This window comes from Nocardioides agariphilus, assembly GCF_015352445.1.
Classification (GTDB): Bacteria; Actinomycetota; Actinomycetes; order Propionibacteriales; family Nocardioidaceae; genus Nocardioides; species Nocardioides agariphilus.
In genome coordinates this window covers 1-21297 of record NZ_JADKPO010000005.1, presented here as the reverse complement: position 1 = coordinate 21297, position 21297 = coordinate 1, and the positions used below count along the sequence as shown (strand labels likewise).

Genomic DNA, 21297 nt, shown 5'->3' with positions numbered 1-21297 from the left:
ACACGATGCACCCCTTCTCTGTCATCACCCACATCGCCTGGGACCTCGGTCAGGCGGCGTACCTCTTGGGGATCGCTCATCTGGACGCGTAGCCAATTGCAGGTACCCGAACGCCCGGAGCGGGTGCTTGCACACCGCCCGCTGTGGGCGCTCCCGACGGGCGGGCTTCCCGACTGTCGCGCCGGATGGCCCACGAAGCAGCTGCTCTGGTTCGTGGGGGGTTCGCCGGATGTGGTGCGCTCGGGGGGCCGACATGCTGCACAGGTCCACTACCGATCACTCACGAACGGAGACCACCATGAACGCGGAGACGAACAAGCAGATCGCCCGATCCTTCCTGCAGAGCGCCGACGACCTCGACTTCGAGGCCTGGCGCGCGATCGCGTCGCCCGACCTCGTTGCGAGCGCCAACGGGGGTGACTCCGTGAACCGTGACCAGTTCGAGGAGATGGCACGCGGCATCCTTGGAGGCTTCTCCAACGGCCGACACATCGTCGAGTCCCAGGTGGCCGAGGGCGACCTGGTCGCCACCCGGCTCACCTGGACCGCGCTGCACACCGGCGAGTTCAACGGGGTGCCGGCCAGCAACCGTCCGGTCCGGGTCTGCGGCGATGCCTTCGACCGCATCGAGGACGGCAGGCTCGTCGAGCACCACGCGCAGTTCGACCTGATGGGCCTGATGGTGCAGATCGGCGCCGTGCCGGTCCCCGCCTGACCACCCGCTACCGAACGACGTTGCGGGCCGCGTCGCGCTTCGCGCACCGCAGGGTCGGTCCGCCACGACCACGATGGTGCCGCCAACTGCTTGACCCGATCGGCGTTCTTAGGTGGACTTGCGATCCGAACCGAACGGATTCCCGATGGACGCTTCGCCGGTGCGCCTGGCGCACGTCTTGGACTCGCTGGCCCTGGCGATCGAGCTGGGCCTGGGAGTGCCCGCTCAGACGATCCACCGGACGGCGGTGATCTCGGCACGGCTCGGCCACGGAGCGGGCATCGACGAGCGGGACGTGGTCGCGGCGTACTACCTCGCGCTCCTGTGCTACGTAGGCTGCACCACGACCTCGCACGAGACGTCCAAGGCTGTCGACGAGCTCGGGCTGGGGCACCTCCTGGTCGCCACCGACGAGGAGTTGGTGCCCGAGCTGGAGCGGGCGTTGGCGGCGACCTTGCCGGCACCCGAGGCACACGCCGCCGCACAGTCGATGGCGCAGTGGTTCGCGGGTCCCGAGATGGGACCCCACCATCGCAACCACTGCGAGGCGGCGGAGCTGATGGCGAAGCGCCTGGAGCTCGGACCGCGCGTGGTGGACGGGCTGGCCCACGTCTATGAGCGGTGGGACGGCATGAGCACCCAGCGCCTCGCCGCCGCCGAGGCGATCAGCCTGCCGATGCGGGTGGTGCACGTGGCCTGGGTCGTCGGTCAGGAGAGCACCACCCGGGACGCGGCTGAGATCGCACGCCGTCTTCGACTCCGGGCGGGCCGGTCCCTCGACCCCACCCTGGCGGCCCTCGCCGCAGACGACCTCGGCGATCTGCTCTCGGACCTCGACCAGGGCGACCTCGGGCCCCTGCTGCTGGACGCCGAACCAGGAGATCCCTTCCTTCTATCCGGTCCACAGGTGGATCGGGCGCTGACCTGCATCGCCGACTTCGGCGACCTCAAGTCCCCCCACATGGTCGGCCACTCCCGACGCGTGGCCGACGTGGCGCAGCGGGCCGCCCGGGCCGCGAGCATGACGCCAGACGACGTCGATCTGGTCACGCGCGCTGGGTTGGTCCACGACGTCGGCCGGGTCGGCCTCCAGTCCAGCCTGCTGGCCAAGGCCGGCCCGCTGTCCCGGGCCGAACACGAGCGGATCAGGTTGCACAGCTACTTCACCGAGCGGATCTTCGCCGACAACCCCGTACTGGCGCGGGTCGGCGCACTCGGCGCCGCACACCACGAGCATCTCGACGGGTCCGGCTACCACCGCGGGCTCCGGTCGTCGGGACTGGCCGCACCCGCCCGGCTCCTCGCGGCAGCGAACTCGTGGTGCTCGCTGACCGAGACCCGACCTCACCGAAAGGCACTCACCGAGCCGGAAGCCAGCAATGCCCTCAGGACACAGGCGGACCAGGGGCTGCTGGATCGAAACGCCGTCGAGGCGGTCACCACCTCGGTCGGGCAGCGCGGGAGCTGGACCCGGCGCGCCCCGAGCATCGCGTTGACCGAGCGCGAGGCCGAGGTGTTGCGCCTGGTGGCTCGGGAACAGACGAACCCCGTCATCGCCCAAACACTGGGCATCTCCGGCAAGACCGTCGAGCGACACGTCACGCACATCTACCAGAAGATCGGCGTCTCGTCCCGAGCCGGCGCGGCCGTGTACGCCCTGGAGAACGGACTCATGTGAAGGCGCGGTGTCCGAGCAGCTCGTCGTCCGATCTCGACATCGAAGCGAGTCAGTTCGCCGTGTGTCGCGTGTGCGAGCCGACCTGATAGAGCGTCGTCAGTCGGATCGTCTTGGATCGTGGCCGCGGCATCAGGTGGACACTCGTCGCATGTCGTCCGCCGCGGGTGCCAGCGTTCTCGAGCAGGGTGCCGCCGCGCTGGCCGCGGGTCGATGGACAACGGCCCGTCAGCTCTTCGCGTCCGCGCTCGCCGATGAGGAGTCTGGGGAGGCGTTGAGGGGGCTGGCCATCGCGCGCTGGTGGCTCACGGAACCAGCCGAGGCCCTGGTGCTGGAGGAGCGCGCGTACCGGGCGTTCCGCGTCGCCGGCTAGCTGGAGCAGGCCCTCAACGCAATCGTCTACCTCTGCCTGGGACAGAACATGACGTTCGGCAACACGGCAGCGGCTCGGGGATGGCTCGAGGAGAGCACCCGCTTGGTCGCGGACCACGGTTTGTCCCGCCTCGTCGGGTGGATCCAACTCTGCCGCGCGGTCACCGAACACGACGATGGCGACCCGATCGCCGCGGAGAAGTGGGCCCGCGAGGCGGCTGAAGGCGGCCGGCGAGGCGGGCGCGCCCGCGACCTCGATGTCTGCGCCCGGAGCGAGCTCGGTGCGGCGCTGGTAGACCAAGGACGCGTTGCCGAGGGACTCCCGCTCCTCGACGGCTCGATGTCCGGAGCACTCTCGGGCGACCTGGACAGATCGTGCTCCCCCTGTGGCTGATTGCGGCCGCGATCGTCATCTCAAACCGGCAGCGCGTGGCGGACCCCCGGATGACCGAAGCCATCAACTGAGCCGGTGGCAGCCCTGGAATCGAACGTGCGCTCGCGCCGCGGTGGTCGACTCTGCTCGCCGACACTGTGGTCGTGAGCGTCGTTCCAATGTGCGCAGCTCCAGCCCCTTGGAGACGATGGTCCGATCGACGTCGGGAGCTGCTCGATCGTCGCGGCCAAATGGCATCAGTTTTGCGGAATGCCGCGGCGACGGAAGCCGACATAGCCCCAGACCAGGCATCCCACCGTGAGCAGGACCAGCAGCGCGGCGTGCGAGGCGTGGACGGGCTCGATCGGAGGGTTCCCGATGAAGTGGAACGGCGAGAGGGCCCGGACCACGCCGGCCAGGTTCAGCGAGTCGCCGAGGTAGGCGATCACGGCCCCGGCCGCGTAGGCCAACCACACCACCGGCACCCAGCGCGGCACGACTCCGAAGGCCAGCACCGCCAGACCGCCGAAGAACGCGACGGCCGGCAGGAAGTCGACGACCGCCCCGACCACCTGTCCGGCGACGTTCTGGCCCACTGACCACGAGGTGCTGAGGGCCAGCACCGCTCCTCCGAGGACGGACACCGCGACGATCCCGACGACGACCAGGGCGAGCTGCACGCTCAGCCATGCCCAGCGGCTCCGCTCTCCCGACAGGCGCGACTCCAGACGCCCGGCGGTCTCCTCTGCGCGCAAGACGCCGACGGCCTGGACGGCGTACCCGGCGGCAAGGAGGGCGAGGATCAAGGCGTTCATCGCGAGGACGGAGTCCAGGCCAGTCGCACCGGACGAGCCGATGGCCGAAGCCAGGGACGGGTTGCCGTTGATCGCATCCACGAGTGGTTTCGCCACCGACCCGAAGGTCGCAGAGACGACCACGGTCGCGGCGCTCCAGCCGATCAGGGATCCGCGGTGTGAGCGCAGCGCGATCCCCAGCGGCGTCCGGAGGAACGCAGAGGCATGAGGGGTGGTGGCTCCGACACCAAGCAGTGCGCTGCCCACGTCGCGTCGTGTGACGACGCCCAGGGCGACCGCAACAAGCAGTACGAAGGCTGCGACAGGAACCAGAAGCGGCCACCACCGCTGGTCGCCGAACGCGCGGGTCTGCTCCTGCCAGCCCAGCGGGGACAGCCACGTCAGCGGGGAGAACTGGACGTCTCCCAGCCCGCGCAGCAAGTAGGCGGCAAGGATCGCGCCGAGGCCGATCGCGTAGACACCGCGGGCGTGCTCCACCAGCTGGGCGGCGACGGCCGCCGCGCCGGCAAACACCAGCCCGAGTGCTCCCAGCGAGAGCGCGTAGAGCGTTGCGTCACCGGTGGGGACCCCAGCGCCGGCCAGGCTGGCGAACAGCGCCGCAGTGACCAAGACCTCGGCGACCACAGTCACGAGGACCCCGGCGAGCAGCGGGTCCGCGCGGGCGATGCGTCCGGCGAGGACGAGCTCGAGCCGGCCGGTCTCCTCGTCCTTCCTGGTCATCTTGGCGATCAGGCCGACGGCCATGAACGGGATCGCGAAGGAGGCGATGAACCCGAACTCGTTGGCGATGATGCCGCCGAGCGAGTCGATGCCGGCGATCTTGCCGTTGATCATCATCAGGGCGTTGCCCTTGACGGCGGCGGCGTAGGAGTCCACCTTCGCGGGGGTGTTGTACAGGCCCTGGATCGCCGAGACGGTGAACGCCATCGTCCCGCCCAGGGCTATCACCCAGATCGTCAGGGTGAGCCATCCGGTGCGTAGGTGCACCCGGACCATCGTCAGCAGCGAGCCGTTCATGCCTGATCTCCGCCGTCTGCGTAGGCGTGCAGGAACAGCTCGTCAAGGCTGGGCGGGGTGACGGTCAGGGTGTCCAGGCCCGCGGCGTGCAGCCGGCCGACGACCTCCTCCAACGCGGTCGGATCGACGCTGAGGCGAACCTGCGTGGTGCCGTCGGACTCCTCCAGGTCGAGGTTGCCCACCCCGGACAGTCCGTCGAGCTGTGGGGCGGTCCGGGTGCTTGCGTGGATGCTGGTCCGGGTGTGCCGCCTCAGCTCGGCCAGGGTGCCGGTGGTCACCCGCTTGCCCTGCCGGATGATGCTGACCCGGCTGGCCAGCGCCTCGACCTCGCCGAGGATATGGCTGGAGAGCAGCACTGTGACGCCCTCAGCGGCACGTTCGCGGATGGTCTCCTGGAACGCCTGCTCCATCAGCGGGTCCAACCCCGAGGTTGGCTCGTCGAGAACCAGCAGCTCGACCTCGGCGCCCAAGGCGGCGATCAGGGACACCTTCTGCCGGTTGCCTTTGGAGTAGTCCCGGGCCCTCTTGGACGGGTCTAGGTCGAAGCGGTCGATCAGCTCCTGGCGCCGGTCGGCGCGGATCCCGCCGTGCACCTGGGCGAGCACGTCGATGCACTGGCCGCCGCTGAGCCCCGGCCACAGCGCCACGTCGCCGGGAACGTAGGCCAGCCGGCGGTGCAACGGTGCGGCGTGGTGCCACGGGTCGTGGCCGAACAGGCTGACGTCCCCCCCGGACTTCCGAACGAGCCCAAGCAGGATCCGGATCGTCGTGGACTTGCCGGCGCCGTTGGGCCCGAGGAACCCGTGCACCTCGCCGGCTCGAACCTCCAGGTCTAGCCCGTCGAGGGCGGTGAAGCGGCCGTACCGCTTGACCAGCCCGGATGCCCGCACGACGAGCTCTCCGCTCGGGGGATCCCCGGCGGCCGCCCCTCGAGCAGCGGTCATGGTCGTCTGCGACATCTCATCCTCCATCGTGTTCATCGGTCTGCCGGTTGGTCGGTTGTGTTCTCGGGCACCACGAATGCGCCGTCGCGGTAGATCCGGGCGACCTCGGCCGCCCAGCGGGTCAGCCCGTCGGGAGAGACCGGGTCGAACCCGAGGGCGTCGGTGAGGGGGTCGCGCAGCACCAGCAGCGCGAGGTCGGCGGTGAGCATGAACGCCGCCATGACGTCCGGGTCCTCGGTCGGTGTCGCGAACCCGGCTGCGATCAACTGCTCCACCAGGGACCGCGACACCTCGTACCAGCGACGGAACAACGCCCGCCCGGCCGGGTCGCCCTCGAGCAGCAGTCGACGCAGGTAGGCGGGCAGCGGCGAGCCCGGGGGGAGCACCTTGGCGATCAGCTCGGCCATCGACGCATTCGAGCCCGAGGTGAGCACGTCGCCCACCTCCTCCGGTGCCTCGAGAAACGCATCGAACTGCGCCGCGGCGTACCGGTCCACCGCCTCCCGCAGCCCGTCCTTGCTGCCGAAGTGATGAAGCACCAGCGCCGGAGAAACCCCTGCGGCCTCGGCGATCTGCCGCACGCTGACCGCCTGGTGGCCGTGCTCGGCGAATAGCCGCAGCGCTGCATTCCGAATCCCCGCCTTCGCGGTGAGGTCCCCATGGTCCGCTGATCGCATGTTCAGCATGCTAAACATACGTTCAGGTAGGACGCAAGTCGCGGGCCGGCCGCAGGTCCGCCACCCTTGGACTGGAACTGACACTCCCTACGGCCAGCTACGTTCCTACGCACACCACGCCGTGCTCGAAGGGGAAGCCGGCGTGCAGCCCGCCACCACAGCCGGATCGCCGGGGCCGCCGATTCGGCTACCGGAACGTAGCCAGTGCGGATCGGTAGTCGAACCAGCCGACCACCCGCTCACCATCGGACGCCAGCACGGGAACAACTCCGCAACTGCTGAGGTCGAGAGCCCGGATCCCGTCGTCTACGTGTTCGTCCTCGCGCAGGATGCTCGGGACCTCTGCCAGCGACTCCACGGTCGTGGCGGCGTCGGTCCCCTCGGCGAGAGCATCGCTGACGGCTTGCACGGTGAGGACGCCGCGATAGGTGCCGTCGTGGTCCACGAGCGGCAGCACGCCGTACGGCGATCTCCGCAGGCGCTCGGCCGCCAACGAGATCGTGGCATCGGGGGCAGTGTCCTGGCTCAGGACATCCCGGACGGGTGTCTCACGACATAGGCGACACGAGTCGCAGGTCATCGGCGACACCCTCGCAGCGGGCCGAGGCTCGGTCATGTCGAAAGCCCGCCTGGTCCCATCTCCATGATGGTGGTCTTCAAGAACCGCAGCCGCACCACGTCGCCGCGCACGCCGCCGAGGGTGATGCGGTCTCCGACGTGAAGGTGTCGCCGCGCAGAATCACGATGTACCCCGCCAGGGAGATGATCACCTGCTGCAGCGCGAAGGCGAGACCGGCGCTGATCAGTCCGATTCCGGTCGTGACGTCGGTCTCGGGAGTCACCCAGATCGAGACTAGTCCCAGTACGAGAATCACCGTGGTGACGACCTGGATGCCTTGTCGGGCCCAGAACCGACGCGGATCCCCGACATCGCCTCACAAAAGCTTCCCAGCCGCTGCGACCGACACCCACCTCAGCGCCCGGACCACAACCAACAGCGCGAGAGTCAACAGCAGCTTCACGCCGACGTTGCTGCTCACGCCGACCAGGGTCACTCCGAAGAATGAGGCCCCTTCCATCGGAACCACCACGGCTCCCGCCAACGGATTCATCATGCCCTCTCGGCGGACCACGGGCGCGCGAGGTGCAGCTCTACCTGGCGTCCGAGACTGTCGAGCGCAGCACGTTCGGTGGCATCGAACGGTTCGGCAGCGGCCGTGGCGCGCAACCGCGCGAGCTCGCCCGAGACCACCGGTCGCAGATCAGGTGTGACCCGGTGGCTGAGGTCGAGCAGGACCTGCAGGATCCTCTGCAGCACCTGCGGGTCCCCGGCGCCGTAGCGTCGCGGCTGGGAGAGGCCGAGGTCCACGTAGTCGGCGAAGTCAGGACGGTCCATCACGACCCGGATCCTCTCGTCGTCGTCAGACTGCGTCGCGGGGCCGAGATCGCGATCGGCAAGATCGCACAGGAACGCCGAGATGTGACCCAGGGCGTGGATGGCCGTCGTGGGGTCGTTGATACCGGGCGAAAGCGCCTTGTTAGCCACGTCGGTCAGCTGGCGCAGTCCGTAGCCGACGTCCTGGGTCGAGGTCCGCTCGAAACCGACGTGCACGCACGCGGCGACTCGAGCGGAGATCCGCTCCCGGTCCTCGTCCGACAGGCGACCGGTGCCCGCCGGCCACGCACTCCCCCAGGGCGTTCCTCGCACGAGGAAGACACCGGCGTGCACCGTGACCCTCAGCACCACGTCCTCCTCCACGGCGATCGAGAGCAGCTCTTCCTCGTCGACCACGGTCAGGAAGCCGTCGTCGTCGGCGAGCAGGGTTTGGGCGTCCGGAGGCGGGCTCGGAACGGCGTCTCGAGGCACGCTCGCCGAACCACGCGCCGTGAGCACTGTTCGTATCGTGGCCACCGCGTCGCGATGAACGTTGCGCAACATGGTCTCCACGCGGATCTGCTCGGTCAGGTGCGCCAGGAACAACACCAGCCCCACCACGCTGGCCACCGCCAATGCGAATCCCAGGGTCACCGCGACCTTGGGCACGAGGCCACCGCCCCCGTCCCCGTCGCCGCGGACCGCGCGCAGCACGGTCAGCGCATACGTGAAGGTCGCCAGGAACAGGGCCAGTGTCACCTGCACAAACCAGTCCCGGGTGAACGTTCGCAGCAACCGTGGAGAGAACTGGCTGCTGGCAAGCTGCAACGTCACCACCGTCAAGGAGAAGGTCAACGCAGTCACGGTGATCATCGAAGAGGCGATCGCACCCAACAACGACCGTGCCGCATCCGCGTCTCCACCGAAGAGCCACCCACTGACCCGACCCGACAGGTCCTGGTCGATCACCGCATCCCGCTCCGGCACCAGCAACCCGAGCAGCAACGCGCACACCACCGCGATGGTGGGGATCGGCCATAGGCGGGTTCTGAACGCGTCACGGAGGTTGACGAACCACGTGCTCATGGCTGCGAGCCTCTCATCCGATGTCGTCACATCGCGTATGCGTAGCGGTCCGTTCGCGGACGACGTACTCCGATGGCGACTTTCGCCACGTGAGCCCTCGGACCCCAGGTCAGTCCGGTGCAGGTCTCGGCGATCCACTGTCTGGTGGGTGGTCGACGATGTCTTCGGTCACGAACTGGCGGGCGACGAGCACGTCCGTCGAGGAGTGCGCCAAGATCGAGAGACTGACGGTCAGCGCCGTCAGGTGGAAGAGCTCGTCCGCGAGGTCGATCCCTGACTCCAGCACGATCAGCCCGTAGACCACCGACGCGAAGCCCTTGGGCCCGAACCACATCGCGGCCGCCTGCTCGCGGCGGCCGAGGCCCGAGCCCAAGAACGCCAGCCAGAGCGCGGCCGGACGCGCCAGGACCAGGGCCAGCGCGGCGAAGACCCACCCGGTCCAGGAGATCTCCTCGATGAGGAAAGTCGGAGTCATCAGGGCGGCGAACACCATGACCGCCACCAGCTTGAGCTGCTCGGCGATGAGCTCGCCCAGCTGCTCGAACTCATGGCGGAACTCCTCCGACAGGGTGGCGACGGTGGCGCCCGCGGCGAATGCAGCCAGGAAGAGGTTGGCGTGCGTCGTCAAGCACAGGCCCAACACCAGCAGGCCGAGAGCGGCCGGCAACAGAGGCTGCAGGTGGCGGACGCTGGCAAGAAAGCTCAGCCGTTCGAGCCGCAGCACCACCCAGGGCACCACGATGCCGATGGCCAGCCCCAGGACGAGCTCCCAGGTCAGGCCCCACCCGCTTGCGTCCGTCCCGCCTGCGGAGGCAAGCACGACCAGGACGATGGGCAACGCCAGGCCGTCGTTGACGCCGGACTCGACGTTGAGGAGGCTCCGCAGCCGCGGAGGCACCTCCTTGCGACCGACGATCGCGGCCGCGAACACCGGGTCGGTGGGTGACAGCACAGCTCCCAGCAGCAGCGACTCGAGCCACGGCAGTCCAGCCACCCAGTGCGCCAGCGCGGCGGTGATGACCAGCGTGAGCGGCAGTCCGAGCACCAGCGCCCGGCCCGGAAGTCGCCAGGCCTGGCGCAGGTCTCTCAGTCCGACCCGCATGCCGTCGCTGTAGAGCACCGAGAACAACGCGAGCTCGGCCAGCACCGACACGGCCGGGTCCCCGGACCGCACCTCCAGGACGTCGAACACCCCGGGACCAAGCAGGAATCCTCCGACGAGGAACAGCACCGCCGTCGACAGCACCGTCCGGTTGGCGAGCTCGGACAGCAGCACCGCGGCCACGAGCAACGCGGAGAAGCACACCAGGAGCACCGGGATGTCCACGACATTGTCCTTCCTCGGTGGGGCTTGCCGGCCACGCCACGAGCATGCCGCCGAGCCAGGACGCAACCGGTGTCCTCCCCGGTCGCCAGCCGTCACTGCACACTACGGCGGTGCCTCGTCTCTGGACGTCACCGGCCGGGTCGACCGGCCTGGCCGACGCCGCCAGCTGCGCGCATCGCCCGGCCGCCCCCTCCTCGGGCCTGCCCGTGCGTGCGGCCCGTACGGTGAACGAGCGCTGTCCGAGCAGGTGGACGAGTCAGCTGACAACCAGGAGCCGTGATGGTGGACCCGAGCTTCGACAGTCTTGCCGGCCTTCTCAGTCCCTCGGTTCGCTGCCGACCTGCTCCGCGTGCGCCGGGAGTTCGCGACGCCCAATGAGAACGACGCTGTCTTTGCCACCCGCAACGGCACCTGGCACCAGGTCGTCAACGTCGAGCGGCGGTGGCGTCAGATCCGCAAGGACACCGGCTACGAATGGGTGACCCCCCACACGTTCCGCAAGACCGTGGCGACCCTGATCTCCGAAGCATCGACGTCCGAGCTCGCCTCGCGCCAACTTGGCCATTTCCTGAACCGGGCTCATGGAGACGGCGTTCGGCGATTCCCGCGAGAGCGCCGAGCCCTTCGCGGAACTTCTTCTGAGGGGATGCCGGTCTCGGTCACGTCGTACTCCACGACCGAGGCGGGCCCTGGACAGCGATCTCGGTCAGGACCTCGGCGCGGAAACAGGAGACCCGGGGTTCCGGCGGCGTGGTGAAGGCTGCGTGGATGCTGTCGGGCCCTCCATCGCGGCCATCGCGGCCATCGCGGCCATCGCGGCCATCGCGGCCATCGCGGCCATCGCGGTGCGCAACCACGTAGTCGGTTGGTCGAAGAGGTCGTGAATGCCGCGGGATACGACGGCGGTGCAACATGGCCCAACCTCACCGCGTCGGGTTGGCTGAGGCGTCCTGTCGCGTTTGCTCCTCCTCAACGGCTGCTCTCGGGTTCCCCGGTCGGATCAGCAGCGTCAACGAGGCGGCCAGCATCCAGAACACCAGCAGCACCGTGCCCAGGGGGCCGGTGAGGCCTTCGGAGGTGTGGCTCAGCGCGACCTGCACCGCCGGTCCCGCCAGCTTGACCACCCCGGTCACGATGCCCAGCCAGGCAATCGGCGCGGGCAGGCTGCGGCCGCGGAGGCCGGCCACGCAGATCACGAACACCGCGATCCCCCAGAGGAGGCCGTCGGTGAAGGTCAGCTGCTCGGTGAGGTAGGCCAGGGCGAGCACGCCGCTGTCGCCGATGTCGTGGCGTCCGGCGTAGGCCACGGCGTAGTAGACGCCCGACCACACCATGTCGATCGCCAGGCTTGCGCCGAGGAGCGCCCAGACGCCCGAGCGCACCGGGCCACGCAGGCCGATCCTCCAGACCAGGGCGGCGAGGAAGCCGACCATCAGGATCATCATGTACGCCGTCCGCGCGCCCTCGACGTACAACGCGGTGGGGTGTGCCTGCACCCAGTGCAGGACCGTGCCGTTCCCGGCGCCGGTGTAGAAGGGCGGGTTCTGGCTCAGGAAGACCAAGACCAGGAAGACGAGGCCGGCGGCGCCTGTCGCTCGCGAGACGCGTCTGGGCGTCTTCGTGTCGGCGCGGTCGATGTGGCTGGTGTGGTCGGGGTGGTTGGTGTGGTCGGGGTGGTCCATCGTTGACTCCTCTCGGGTTGCGGTCCGTTGACGCTAGGTGTCGGCGAGTGGACCGGTCGTCATGCCGCAGGGCGGATCGGGTCGGCCTGCGGGCCTCCTCCTGCAGGAGGACCCGCGGGTCGCGTCCGCGGTGTTACGGTCCGCAGATGCGGCGCACCATCGGCCCCTGCCGCACCACCGACGTGCTCCTTGCCGGCGGTTTCGCCGTCGCGGCCACGGTGGAGGCGGCAGTGCGTTCGAGCGGCGACGCCGGCTCGCTCGCCGTGGGCCTTGGTGGCGCCGCCGCGATGGCCGTGCTCCTGGTGCGCCGATACCATCCAGCCGCCGCCATGACGGCGTTCTGCGTCTCCGGCGCCGGCGCAACCTGGGTGCAGGCCCGCATGCTGGACTCCCCTGACCCGGCGTTCGTTCCTATCCTCACGTTGATCGTGCTCAGCTTCGCGCTCGGCGCCCACGGCACGCCGCGTGACCTCGGCCTCGGCGCGGCGCAGCCGATCGCTCTCGTGGCCCTCGTCGACCTGCTCGAGCCGGATCAGGGCAGCGTGGTCGCCGCTCTCGTCTTCGTCACGCTCTTCGTGGTGGTCCTGCCGGTCGTGGCCGGCCGCCTGGTCCGGTCTCGGCGCAGGATGGTCGCCGAACTGCGGAGCCTGGAGCGGGCGGCTGCACTGGAGCACCGACGACGGCTGCGGGTCGTCGACGCCGAGGAGTCGTTGAGCGTCACCACGATGCTCCACCAGACCCTCGAGACCGAGCTGGAGGGTCTGCTCGCCGCCGACGACATCGAGGACGTCGAGCGCCGGGCGCGCGAGCTGCTGACCACCACCCGCGACACCGTCGTCGGGCTCGCCCGTGACCACGCCAGCGACGACGTGCCCGAGGCAGTCTCTGCGCCCACGGGCCACGCGAAGCGGCTACCGACGTACTCCGGCACCGAGGCGCCCGCTGCGACCTGGACCTTGGTCGTGGCTGCGGCGATCGGCGCCGGGCTGACCACCGAGACCAGCGCCGACTGGCCCCACCCTGTCGCCGCCCTGGCGCTGACCGCTCTCGTGCTCGGCGGCATCGTGGCGATCATCCGCCGACCCCTCGCGGGCGTGCTCCTGTCGTGGGTGGCGGCAACGCTCTACTCCCGGACCGAGGTGGACCTCGGCGGCACCTTCTCCGGGATCGGCCTCACGGTCGCACTGCCGTTCCTCGCCACCTGGCTGGGCGATCGCCGACGAGGCATCCTGGCGATACTCGCGGGGCTCGCCGGAGCCGTCGCCGGCCTCGGCATGGACGACCCGTTCGGCGCCACCGTCCTCACCGCGCTCGCGGCCGTCGCCGGGAGCATCCTGCACGACCGCACCGCACTGCTGACCGAGCTGCGCGCCGCCCGCGCCGACGCAGTGGAGCGACGCGGCGACGAGCTCAGAGTCGCCGCACTGGAACGACGCGCGGCCCTCGGCCGCGAGCTGCACGACTCCATCGGCCACGCGCTCACCGTGGTGGCGCTGCAGGCCGGGGCGGCCCGCCGCCTACGCGAGACCGACCCGGCGGCCGCGGCGGGTGCCCGCGACGCGATCGACCGCACCGCACGCCAGGCGCTGAAGGACCTACGCCGCGGTTTCGAGACCGCTCCGAGCGCAATCTTCGAGCTGGTCGACACGGCGAGGGATGCCGGCCTCGAGGTGGAGGTTGCGGGCCCATCTCCACCCGTCGAGCTCGCGCCGGCGGTCTACCGGGTCGTGCAGGAGGCGCTGACCAACGTGTTGCGACACGCTCCCGGCACCCAGGTCGAGATCCGGCTCGGCGGCGGGGCCGGATCGACCGCGTACACCTGCACCGTTCGCAACTCCGAACCGGTCTCCCACGTCCCCGTCGCACCGGCATACCCGAGTGCCAGCCGAGGCCTGTCCGGGATGCGGGCCCGCGTCGAGGAGCTGGGCGGGACGGTGGAGGCGGGACCCGTCACCGGTGGCTTCGAGGTCACCGCTGGCTTCCCGTCTGCGGAGGCAATGCGATGACCAGCGTGGTGATCGTCGACGACCAGGACCTGGTCCGCAACGGGCTGCGCCTCATCATCGGGTCCGAGCCGGACCTCGAGGTCGTCGGTGAGGCGACCGACGGCCGGGCCGAACGCGAGCTGATCACCGCACTCGATCCCGACGTCGTCCTCATGGACGTGCAGATGCCCGGCGAGGACGGCCTCACCGCCACCCGTCGACTGGTCCAGGACGACGTCCGCGCCCGCATCCTGGTCCTGACGACATTCGACCTCGATGAGTACGTGTACGACGCGCTCACAGCCGGCGCGTCCGGATTCCTGCTCAAGGACATGCCCGGCGAAGAGATCTGCGCGGCGGTCCGGCAGGCCGCCAGGGGCGCCGATGTCCTGCTCGCTCCGGCAGTCACGCGTCGCCTGGTGGAGAGGTTCGCCCGACCCGGCGCCAGGTCGCCCACCATCCACCCCGGACTCGCGCGGCTAACGGACCGGGAGCTCGAGGTGCTCCGACTGATGGCCACGGGGCTCGCCAACCACGAGATCGCGGCGCGCCTCTACATCGGCGAGACCACGGTCAAGACCCACGTGGCGAGGATCTTCACCAAGCTCGACGTCCGCGACCGGGTCCAGGCCGTGATCATCGCGCACGAGTCCGGCGTGGTCACGGGACCGGACTAACCGGTGCAAAGACCGATCGGCGGCGACCGCGGCGGCGCCCCGCCGAGACGGTGCTGGACCCGTATGACCCCACCAACCCCCGCCTGCTGATCCGATGGGCGTCCGAAGCGAGGCCTGGCAGCGACGCTCCTGCGCGAGCAGGTCCGTGCCGCCGCCCGGGGAGACGCGCCGGGCGTGTTTGTCGCTTGTACGCGGATCGCTATCCGGACCCCGGACGCAGCGCGCCGCGCTGGGCGAGCACCTTCGTTGCGAGTTCATCGCAGTTCGAGCAACTGTTGACGCCCAAGGCCCCGATGAACCGTGTCTCAGCCACGATGAGTTCGGGGAGGCCGCGGTCTTCGTCGGCTGAGCGAATCAGGTGTCCCAGCGCGGCTGCGCCGGCTCGACGCCGGCCAGCCCAAGCTCGAGCGCTCTCGCGATCGCGGATTCACGCTCACTGACCCCGAGCTTGGTGAAGATGTGGGTAATGTGGTTGCGCACGGTTTTGGAGCTGACTACCAACTCGCGAGTGATCTCGGTGTTCGACCGCCCCGCAGCCATCAGCCGCAACACCTCGGTCTCGCGCTCGCTCAGCCCTGCCACCCGCGTGGGGAGCGGCGTCGCACGACCCACGACCAGCGTGGTGAGCCGGCCGGCGAGCTCGGGACCAACCACCAGACCGCCCGCGGCGACGGTCCGAAGCGCGGCCACGATGGCCTCCTGGTCTGAGCCCTTGACCAGGTAGCCCGCAGCGCCTGCCTCGAAGGCGGCCCTGAGCGCCCGCTCGTCCTCATACATGGTCAGCATCACCACGGGGCATCCGTGGCCCGCTGACCGCAGACGATGCACCACCTCGACGCCGCTCATGTCAGGAAGGTTCAGGTCGAGCAGCACCACGTCGGGGTCGGCGCCAGCCACCAGCGCGACCGCCTCGACGCCGCTCGTGGCGAGGCCGGCTACCTCCACGCCGGCGGCGTCCTCGAGGCAGGCCACCAGACCGCGGAGGTAGACCGGATGGTCGTCGACTGCTACGACCCGGAGCGACGGCGAGGTCACGAGCGGCTCGCCTCCAGCGGCAGCCGGGCGGTGAGCCGGGTGCCGGCGGCAGTGCTGTCCACCTCGAGGGTGCCGCCGACCTCAACGGCCCGCTGCCGCATCGAGCCCATCCCGGTTCCGCCGGGGTGGTCGGCCGCCCCGCCTCGGCCGTCGTCGATGACGACCACCACGAGGGACTCCCCCTCCACCCCGACCGTGACTCGGGCCTGACCGGCCTCGGCGTGCCGGGCGACGTTGGTCAGCGCCTCCGAGCCGATCCTGTACGCCGCCACCTCTACCGCGGCGGGCAGCGACTCTGGCACCGCCGCCTCGACGTCGACCGCGCAGCCGCTTCGCGTCTCGAAGGTGCGTGCCAGGCTGCGCAGGGCATCGGCGATCCCGAGCTCATCGAGCAACGCCGGCCGCAGCCCGCCGACGACCTGGCGGACCTCGGAGACGAGCTCGGTCACGTCGCTGCCCACGTCGGTGAGCAACTGCCGGGCCCGGACAGGGTCGCGGTCAACGGCCCTCGTGGCGGACTCCACGCCGAGGGCGATCCCGGCCAGCGTAGGCCCGATCCCGTCGTGGATCTCACGGCGTAGACGGCGTCGTTCCTCCTCGATCCCGAGCACCAGCTCCTCCCGAGCGGCCCGGATCTCGTCTGTGAGGCCGCGCGAATAAAGCACCAAGCCGACCTGGGCGGCCGCCGCCTCCAACAGCCGCTCGTCGCGTTCGTCGAGGGGCTGGCCCCGCCGGGCGGCCCGCAGCTCACCGAGCGAGTGTCCGGCCCGGCGGATCGGGAAGGTGACCGCCCGCACGCTCGCATCGGTGCCGACATCGATGGTCCGCTCGTCGTGAACGGTGACCGCGACATACGTCAGCCGCAGCGTGTCTGCAAGTGCTCCGAGCAACGCCTCGAGGATGTGTTGATCGTCGGTGTCGCTCAGTGGCCGCGCTAGCCGAGCCGACGCCGTGGCGGGGTCGTGCCGCTGCCCGTAGAGCAGCCAGTCCACGAAGCGGTGAAGTCGGGCGCTGGCAAGTTCGATCACCACCAGCATGACCAGGGTCAGCGCGATGATCTGCTCGTGCGCCCCCGAATAGAGCCTCATCGGGGGCACGACGAGGGTGGCGATGCCCACGGCCACCAGTGCGAAGAGCAAGGTGTAGAGAACCCGGTGGAGCGAGCGCTCCCACAGCCGGCGAACCCGGCCAAGGCGCGCTCGCGTCACCGGTCCCGCGGCGGTGGACCTCATGTCGGGCGTCACACTCACGGCACTCCCACGACAGTGCTGCCGTCTAGGCTCGCAGGCTGTGCCGGCCGCGGAGTCGCTGCACGACGACGATCGCCAGGAGCACGAGGAACAGCAGGGTGCTCAGCAGGAATCCGAACCAACCGAAGGCACTGATGTAGTACCAGGCCCCGCTGGTGTCCTCGGCGCCGGGCGCGGACAGGAACAGGAGTGCCACTGCCAATACGGCGACGACGGACAGTACGCGGAAGGGGTGCTGACGAAGCATGGTGACTCCTCTCGGTGCCCCGGCCCGGTGCCGCGGCTGCCATCAGCGTGTCGGTTCGCCCGTCCCGGATGCATGGGACCGGAACTCCCATCTAAGTCCTATTGTGCGCCCGAAAGGGGGAGGTTCAACGGAGAGCGCAGCGCCCAAGGTCGGGCGCAACGCTGGCAGCGGTACGCCGACGCCTCACGGGCCGACCTCGCCCGCATCGAATCCCTCCCCATCGGACGAGCCCTGCAGTTCATCGAGACACGACGCGCTCAAGCCCTTCAGGTCGAGGTCGAGGTCGAGGTCGCCGCCGCCGCCCACAGCGCCAGGCTCGGCGTGCCGACGGAACGCCGGATCCGGCAAACGGACCCCGAACTCGGACGCAGGATCTAGGCCCGGCGGCCGGTACACGGAGGACCGGGGCTCGCCGCTACGCGTCGGAAGGCTGCGCCGCCAATCGCACGCTCGTGCTTGTTGAGGGCGGCGTCTCAAACCCACTAGCGGACTACGACGAGTTGGCCTTCGTTGGCCGACGGTGGTTTGAGGTGTGCGCCCCGGAAGCCGATCGCTCAGTGAGGATCTGGGAACCCCTAGTTCAGGTTGGAGAGGCCGGCGGCCACTGCGAAGCCGAGGACCGTGACCAGCCCGGCGACGTTGCCCGCCTTCTTCTTGGCCTCCGGGATCATCGAGTCGACCAGCATCACCAGCAGGGCCCCGGCGGCGAAACCGTCGATGCCGGCCTTCACGTGGCTGCCCACGGCCTGTGCGATGGCGTACCCACCGAGGGTGGCCAGGGCGCAGACGAACGTCACGAGCGCCCACAGCGACATGACGTCCTTGCTCGGCTTGCCCGACTTGCGCATGTCGCTGGCCGACCCGATCGCCTCGGGGAGGTTGGAGATGAAGATGGCGACCAGCAGCGCGACGCTGACGCCCTTGCCAGTGGCCAGTCCGATGCCGAGCACCGCCTGCTCCGGTATGCCGTCCAGCAGAGCCCCCAGTGCCAACGGAAGCCCCCCAGAGCCGCCCTCGGACCGGCCGCCGATCTTGCTCACCGCTCGGTCCGCGACGAAGAAGGCGAGTGCCCCGAGCGCCAGGCCGATGGCGACCGGTCTTGGGCCGCCGAGCTTCAGGCCGTGCTGGGCAAGCTCGAACGCCACGCTGGAGATGAGCGCCCCGGCGCCGAAGGACAACACACCGCCCACGAGCCCGGCGCGCCAGTCTCGAAGCAGCGCGAGCAGCGCGCCTGCGGTCAGGGAGGACGCAGCGATGACGCCCCAGACCAGTGCGCTCAGCATGCCGGGACATTACATGCGGTCCGCGCAGCGGCTTGCTGCAGCAGGATCTCGATCCCGGCAGCCCGGCCGTACACGATCCGCATGTTGCGGGCATAGAGATGAACGGCGCGGAACGCGTCGGGCTGCTGCCACAGTTGGAGAAACATGGGTCGCTCCGGCATCGGGACCGGCTCGTCGTCGCCGACGAGCGCGACGTCCCGAGCCTGTTTGAGGAGCTCGGGCTTGCCCCCCCACGGCCACGAAGACGGTGGGGCGACTGACTGAGGCACGGACGGCGATCTCGTCTGCGGTGACCACGGCGTACCCGCGTTCGAGGAACAACTCGGTGGCTACCTGAAGGACGCGCCGTCTGGTCTCGGCGGCCTTCGCGCGCCGGCGTGGGGCGTCGTACCGCCTCTTGACACCGCCGGTCCGGGGGTCTTACTTGCGAGACATCGTAATACTCAATGTATTGCGAATGTTTCTTCTCGGGATACTCGACACGATGAGAGATCATGATGATCCGCGAGTCGGGAGCCCTGGCAGCAGTGGTTGCTGGGCTCGTCGCGTTGGCTGCACACCGGCTTCAGCGCACAATGCCGACCACTTCTGGCTGCCTGGCGGCTCCTGTCAGCAGGTGGGCTCCTTCAAGGACGCACCGATGATCGGTCCAGCCGATGCCAAGAGCCAGCTCGACCTGGTTCCCGAAACGCCGAATCCGCCGTTCGACGAGTACGGCACGAGCTTCGTCGGCTACCACGGCCAGACGCAGATCTTCCCGGGTCCCTGCCCGGGCTGACGCGGACCTTCGCGCACTCGCGCACTCGTGGGCGTCTCGCCGCTGCGCGTGCTCGTAGTCGTGCGTCACACCGCGGGGATGGACGCGCCCGCTACACCGAAGGCCGCTTTGCAGGTGCCTCCCGGCTACGCAAGGGCGCCTCCTCGGGAACTGTGGGCTCCTCGCGCGCCGCCCGCTGGGCGCGGCCGAAGAGGATCGGGATCCACACCGCCATTCGCGACAGGAGCAGCGCCGTGCCGAGCACGATCTTCCCCTTCTCCGCCATCACGTCGATGATGCCGGTCGGCACCCACCGGGTTGGCGAGGAACGGGCCGCGGCCGAGCACCGTCCACTGCGGCGTGGGGTACGCCGCGTCCATGATGTAGCCGCTGACGGAGCTGGAGTCCTCGTCGGCGTCGACGACGACGCCGGCCTCGGGGAGGACGAGGAGATCGGCGCTGGCGCTCGAGCCGAAGGCTCGGGGGAACAGCACCGTCTCAACCTCCGGGCTCGCGTCGAGGTCCGCGACCACAGGTGCGGTGAATCCGGCCAGGGTCCGCTCGGCCACCTGCACAGTCACGCTCTGAGAGTCGAGATCCCCGTCCACGGCGGTGAGCCACCGTCCCGGGCAGTACGTCGAGGTGGACGTGTCGTCGCTGTCTGTGCCGCCGATCGAGGCGCCGACCTTGGTCATCGTCAGCCGGAGCCGGGTGCGCACGTCGACGCAGCCACCGGCGCCGACGGCCTCGATGCTCGCATCGAGCCGGTAGGACGCCATCCGCTGGCTGTGCCAGGTCGCGATGCCGCGCTCCGACCAGGTGTCGCCACGGTCGGCCTCGGCGGGCAGGACCGGGAGGCCCGGCTCGAACACCGCAGGCAGCAGGACGCCGGCGAACCCGACCATCTGGGTCACGCCGTCGTCCGAGGCCACGTAGACCTCCGGCAGGGTCAGGTGGTTGCCGTTGGGAAACAGCAGCGCTGTGACGGTGGTCCACATCAGGGATTCCCGGTGGTCGTCCATCTCCGCGATGACGGCGTTGTTCGCCGAGAGGCCCAGCGTGGCGAGGGGCTCGGTCCCGGTGGTGGAGACCTGCGACGTCAACGCCTGGGTCTTGCCGTCCGCGGTGCTGACCGTCCAGTGTGGACCGTCGCTGAACCAGCGTGCGGACGATGGGGTCGGCACGGTCGTCAGGTCGCGGTAGTAGGCAAACGCTCCTGCCGACGCCCCGAGGATGGCGAGCACACACGCTACGGCGATCAGGAGCGCCCCCCGTGGGCGCTGCTGGGTCACGGGCCCAGACTCTAGGCGCGGTACCGCACCGACGGTGGGACTTTCAACGTGTTGGGCGGAGGTCGCCGATGGCGATCTCTCGGCGGTCTGCCCGCATGAGCTCCTGGTCGAGGCCGAGGCGGCGGAATGACCCCAGGTGCGCCGAGCTTCACCAGCGTTGCCGGGGCCGGTTCCCGGCAGAGTCCAGACCCACCCGGACCGACCATCGGCGACGGCCATGGCGGCACCATTGGCGCTCCCCCGACATCGTGGCCGTGAGTCGCTTCGACGACCCCCAGATGCCTCCTCGGGATTCCATCGGTGTCCCAGCGGGCATCTGCCGCTGAGGATGAGTGCCGCTCCAGAGATCACCACGCTGCACCGACATGACCTCTCGAACGCGATGAGCGCAGTGACGACCGCCATGCAGGTCACCCTCATGACGCCCAACCCGGAGATTGGCCGTGACGGCGGTGGCGGCAGAGTCCGGATATCCCGGATATCCCGGCCCTAAGTGGACACTTGATCAAGTCCCACAAGCTTTCAGGCACGGAACCCGTAGGTTCCGCGCCTGAAATTCGTAGCGGTCGGGCTGACAGTGTGCTGGTTCAGGACATCTCGGACACATGTCTCACGACATCCCGGACGGCATGTCTCAAGACATAGGCGACACTCCGTCAGCCTCCGGCCATGTCGAAGGCACGCCTGGTCATCACCGCCATCACCATCGAGAA

The 21297-nt window shown here is 69.5% G+C and carries 22 protein-coding genes; 7 read left to right on the top strand and 15 right to left on the bottom strand.

The features are described 5' to 3' along the window. Positions 1–298 precede the first annotated feature (298 nt). The 4 genes from ISU10_RS05005 to ISU10_RS04990 all read left to right on the top strand — a co-directional run bounded on the left by ISU10_RS05005 (position 299) and on the right by ISU10_RS04990 (position 3156). A complete protein-coding gene (locus ISU10_RS05005; RefSeq protein WP_194695278.1) occupies positions 299–715 on the top strand; it encodes an ester cyclase in 417 nt (138 codons plus the stop codon). A 145-nt stretch (positions 716–860) separates the two neighbouring features. After that, positions 861–2393, top strand: a complete 1533-nt coding sequence (locus ISU10_RS05000; protein WP_194695277.1) for an HD domain-containing phosphohydrolase — start codon at positions 861–863, stop codon at positions 2391–2393. Between the two features lie 148 nt (positions 2394–2541). Next, positions 2542–2763 (top strand): hypothetical protein, encoded by a 222-nt coding sequence (locus ISU10_RS04995; RefSeq protein WP_194695276.1) that lies wholly within the window; start codon positions 2542–2544, stop codon positions 2761–2763. Between the two features lie 48 nt (positions 2764–2811). Further along, positions 2812–3156, top strand: a complete 345-nt coding sequence (locus ISU10_RS04990) for a hypothetical protein (protein WP_194695275.1) — start codon at positions 2812–2814, stop codon at positions 3154–3156. A gap of 236 nt (positions 3157–3392) precedes the next feature. On the opposite strand, the gene ISU10_RS04985 is transcribed toward ISU10_RS04990, so the two are convergent. The 8 genes from ISU10_RS04985 to ISU10_RS04950 all read right to left on the bottom strand — a co-directional run bounded on the left by ISU10_RS04985 (position 3393) and on the right by ISU10_RS04950 (position 12058). Further along, the gene (locus tag ISU10_RS04985) at positions 3393–4967 is read right to left on the bottom strand and encodes an ABC transporter permease (RefSeq protein ID WP_194695274.1); all 1575 of its coding nucleotides are present in this window, start codon (positions 4965–4967) and stop codon (positions 3393–3395) included. Continuing rightward, positions 4964–5926, bottom strand: coding sequence for an ABC transporter ATP-binding protein (locus ISU10_RS04980; protein WP_228499616.1), 963 nt, complete (start codon positions 5924–5926; stop codon positions 4964–4966). Before ISU10_RS04980 ends, ISU10_RS04985 begins: the two co-directional genes overlap by 4 nt. Before the next feature lie 17 nt (positions 5927–5943). Continuing rightward, a complete protein-coding gene (locus ISU10_RS23765) occupies positions 5944–6588 on the bottom strand; it encodes a TetR/AcrR family transcriptional regulator (protein ID WP_194695273.1) in 645 nt (214 codons plus the stop codon). 187 nt (positions 6589–6775) lie between these two features. After that, entirely contained in the window at positions 6776–7168 is a 393-nt protein-coding gene (locus ISU10_RS04970; protein ID WP_194695272.1) for a CBS domain-containing protein, read from the bottom strand. 76 nt (positions 7169–7244) lie between these two features. Next, positions 7245–7430 (bottom strand): hypothetical protein, encoded by a 186-nt coding sequence (locus ISU10_RS04965; protein ID WP_306442087.1) that lies wholly within the window; start codon positions 7428–7430, stop codon positions 7245–7247. 269 nt (positions 7431–7699) lie between these two features. After that, positions 7700–9049 (bottom strand): DUF2254 domain-containing protein, encoded by a 1350-nt coding sequence (locus ISU10_RS04960; RefSeq protein ID WP_194695270.1) that lies wholly within the window; start codon positions 9047–9049, stop codon positions 7700–7702. A gap of 109 nt (positions 9050–9158) precedes the next feature. After that, a complete protein-coding gene (locus tag ISU10_RS04955) occupies positions 9159–10376 on the bottom strand; it encodes a cation:proton antiporter (protein ID WP_370864764.1) in 1218 nt (405 codons plus the stop codon). A 923-nt stretch (positions 10377–11299) separates the two neighbouring features. Beyond that, on the bottom strand, positions 11300–12058 hold the full coding sequence (locus tag ISU10_RS04950; RefSeq protein ID WP_194695269.1) for a hypothetical protein: 759 nt from the start codon (positions 12056–12058) through the stop codon (positions 11300–11302). Between the two features lie 146 nt (positions 12059–12204). On the opposite strand from ISU10_RS04950, the gene ISU10_RS04945 reads away from it, so the two are divergent. Together ISU10_RS04945 and ISU10_RS04940 are read left to right on the top strand one after the other, a co-directional pair. Beyond that, entirely contained in the window at positions 12205–14064 is a 1860-nt protein-coding gene (locus ISU10_RS04945; RefSeq protein ID WP_194695268.1) for a sensor histidine kinase, read from the top strand. Continuing rightward, entirely contained in the window at positions 14061–14720 is a 660-nt protein-coding gene (locus tag ISU10_RS04940) for a response regulator (RefSeq protein ID WP_194695267.1), read from the top strand. The genes ISU10_RS04945 and ISU10_RS04940 overlap by 4 nt, the downstream gene beginning before the upstream one ends. A 354-nt stretch (positions 14721–15074) precedes the next feature. Here ISU10_RS04940 and ISU10_RS24035 read toward each other — a convergent pair whose 3' ends face one another. The 6 genes from ISU10_RS24035 to ISU10_RS04915 form a co-directional block, all read right to left on the bottom strand. Continuing rightward, positions 15075–15755: a response regulator gene (locus ISU10_RS24035; RefSeq protein WP_194695266.1), complete on the bottom strand. Its 681-nt coding sequence runs from the start codon at positions 15753–15755 to the stop codon at positions 15075–15077. Continuing rightward, positions 15752–16987 carry a sensor histidine kinase gene (locus ISU10_RS04930; RefSeq protein WP_194695265.1) on the bottom strand — a complete coding sequence of 412 codons (1236 nt, stop codon included), beginning with the start codon at positions 16985–16987 and terminating at the stop codon, positions 15752–15754. Before ISU10_RS04930 ends, ISU10_RS24035 begins: the two co-directional genes overlap by 4 nt. Positions 16988–17030: 43 nt before the next feature. Then, positions 17031–17252: a hypothetical protein gene (locus tag ISU10_RS04925; RefSeq protein ID WP_194695264.1), complete on the bottom strand. Its 222-nt coding sequence runs from the start codon at positions 17250–17252 to the stop codon at positions 17031–17033. A 183-nt stretch (positions 17253–17435) separates the two neighbouring features. After that, a complete protein-coding gene (locus tag ISU10_RS23470) occupies positions 17436–17558 on the bottom strand; it encodes a hypothetical protein (protein ID WP_267239115.1) in 123 nt (40 codons plus the stop codon). Between the two features lie 269 nt (positions 17559–17827). After that, positions 17828–18535 (bottom strand): ZIP family metal transporter, encoded by a 708-nt coding sequence (locus tag ISU10_RS04920; protein ID WP_194695263.1) that lies wholly within the window; start codon positions 18533–18535, stop codon positions 17828–17830. After that, positions 18529–18804 carry a hypothetical protein gene (locus ISU10_RS04915; protein WP_228499613.1) on the bottom strand — a complete coding sequence of 92 codons (276 nt, stop codon included), beginning with the start codon at positions 18802–18804 and terminating at the stop codon, positions 18529–18531. Before ISU10_RS04915 ends, ISU10_RS04920 begins: the two co-directional genes overlap by 7 nt. Before the next feature lie 371 nt (positions 18805–19175). Here ISU10_RS04915 and ISU10_RS04910 point away from each other — a divergent pair, with 371 nt between their 5' ends. Continuing rightward, positions 19176–19313, top strand: coding sequence for a hypothetical protein (locus ISU10_RS04910; protein WP_194695262.1), 138 nt, complete (start codon positions 19176–19178; stop codon positions 19311–19313). Positions 19314–19438: 125 nt separating this feature from the next. Here the strand turns inward: ISU10_RS04910 and ISU10_RS04905 are convergent, their stop codons facing one another. Next, positions 19439–20584, bottom strand: a complete 1146-nt coding sequence (locus tag ISU10_RS04905; protein ID WP_194695261.1) for a hypothetical protein — start codon at positions 20582–20584, stop codon at positions 19439–19441. Positions 20585–21297: the final 713 nt, after the last annotated feature.